Below are 1,375 nucleotides of genomic sequence, written 5' to 3' on the forward strand. Positions count from 1 at the left end.
GCCGCAGGTGCGCGACGCCGGCCGCGCCGGCGGTCTTCGCCACGGTGCTGTCCACGGTGCCGCCGACCTTGCGGACGACGTGGCCGCCGTCGGCGGCGGCGTCGCGCCCGCGCGCGTTCAGGTAGGCGACCGGCCGCCGGCCGGCCTCGCGGACGTCGCCGGTGACGGCGCCGGGCGTGCCGGCGGTCGGGCGGCCGCCCGCGAACCGGAAGTGGCGGAGCGTGGAGAGCCCGTCGAGCCCGGAGGCGCCGCCGACGGCGTCCCGCACCGGGTTCCCCTGGGCGGCCCGCTCCGGGGTCCCGCCCGCGGTTCCGGTGCCGCCGGCTCCATTGCCGGCGGTCCCGGTTCCCATGCCGCCATTCTGGGCGGCGTACGCGGACTGGTTCAGGGAACTGAGCGCGATCCACCCGGCGAATGCGAATCCGGCGATGACGGCGACGCGCACCAGCGCGGTTCCGAGCGCGCGCCGCCGCACATCGGGGCTGCTCGCCCCGTGGCGGATCGGTTGGCGTCGCACTGCGGGAACTCCTCGCGTCTGGCCTGGTCGGGCCGTCGTTCGATGTCCGGTTCCGGGCTGGTCGGCATGACCGTAGCACCGCGCCGGGCGCGTTCACCGGCGCGTTGCCGGACGGCCCGGCGCGTCTTTGCCATCATTTACCCGGCCATGGATTTCGCTTTCCGATGGGGCGTTTCCATGGCCGTACAGGAAATGCTTTAGCCGGAATTCGCCCGCTTTATCGGGACTCATGGCCCCGGCGACCCGAGCGGCCCCCCGCCCCCGGGTCCCGGACCAATGTCCGGGAGAAGCATGGCGCACGGTATCCGATGCGCTACATTCGGTGACATGGTGGCCGTCTAGCCGAGGAGCAGACCGCATGCCCGCCCCCTCCCCCGTGAACGCCTGGTCGTGGTCGCCGCGCAGGACGGTGCTCCCGCGCGCCGCCGCCGCACCCCGCTCGCCCCGCGCGGGCCGCCCGGTCCGCTACTCGGTCAGCCGCGAGGGCATCCGCATCGCGCGCCGTTTCCGCAGGCCGGAGCGGATCCTCGCGCCGACGCGGCCGGAATGGACCCGGTTCTGGACGCTGTGGTCCCGGCTCGAATGGGCGGTCGCCACCGCCCGGGTCGAACGGGTCCGCCGCCGGGCCCGCCCGCACTGGCGCTGATCCCGCGCGCGGCGCCGATACCGCCGCGTTCCGCCCGCCCGGCCCCGCAGTAGCGGGCGCGCGGGGGGGGGGCCCCCGCGCGCGGCCCCCCCGCCCCCCGCCGCGCCGGCGCCCCCCCCGGCGCCCCCGGCGGGGCCCGGGCCGCCGCGCCCGCCGCCCCGCCCCGCCGCGCCCCCGCCCCGCGCCTCCTCCGCGATCCAGCTCGTGACCGC

Annotated in this window: 1 protein-coding gene and 1 pseudogene; one reads left to right on the forward strand and one right to left on the reverse strand. The window is 77.7% G+C overall.

Translation table 11 applies throughout. From position 1 onward, the window contains the following. Positions 1–517: pseudogene (locus tag ABZ914_RS51420) on the reverse strand (hypothetical protein); the annotation flags it as partial. 358 nt (positions 518–875) lie between these two features. Here ABZ914_RS51420 and ABZ914_RS51425 point away from each other — a divergent pair. Then, positions 876–1,163, forward strand: coding sequence for a hypothetical protein (locus ABZ914_RS51425; RefSeq protein WP_500201819.1), 288 nt, complete (start codon positions 876–878; stop codon positions 1,161–1,163). The last annotated feature ends 212 nt before the right edge of the window (positions 1,164–1,375 follow it).

Origin of the sequence: Spirillospora sp. NPDC046719 (assembly GCF_040645715.1) — a bacterium.
Classification (GTDB): domain Bacteria; phylum Actinomycetota; class Actinomycetes; order Streptosporangiales; family Streptosporangiaceae; genus Spirillospora.

Bases quoted from the DNA above. Each gene is read 5' to 3' on its own strand.
- ABZ914_RS51425 (WP_500201819.1), top strand. From the start codon at position 876: ATGCCCGCCCCCTCCCCCGTGAACGCCTGGTCGTGGTCGCCGCGCAGG.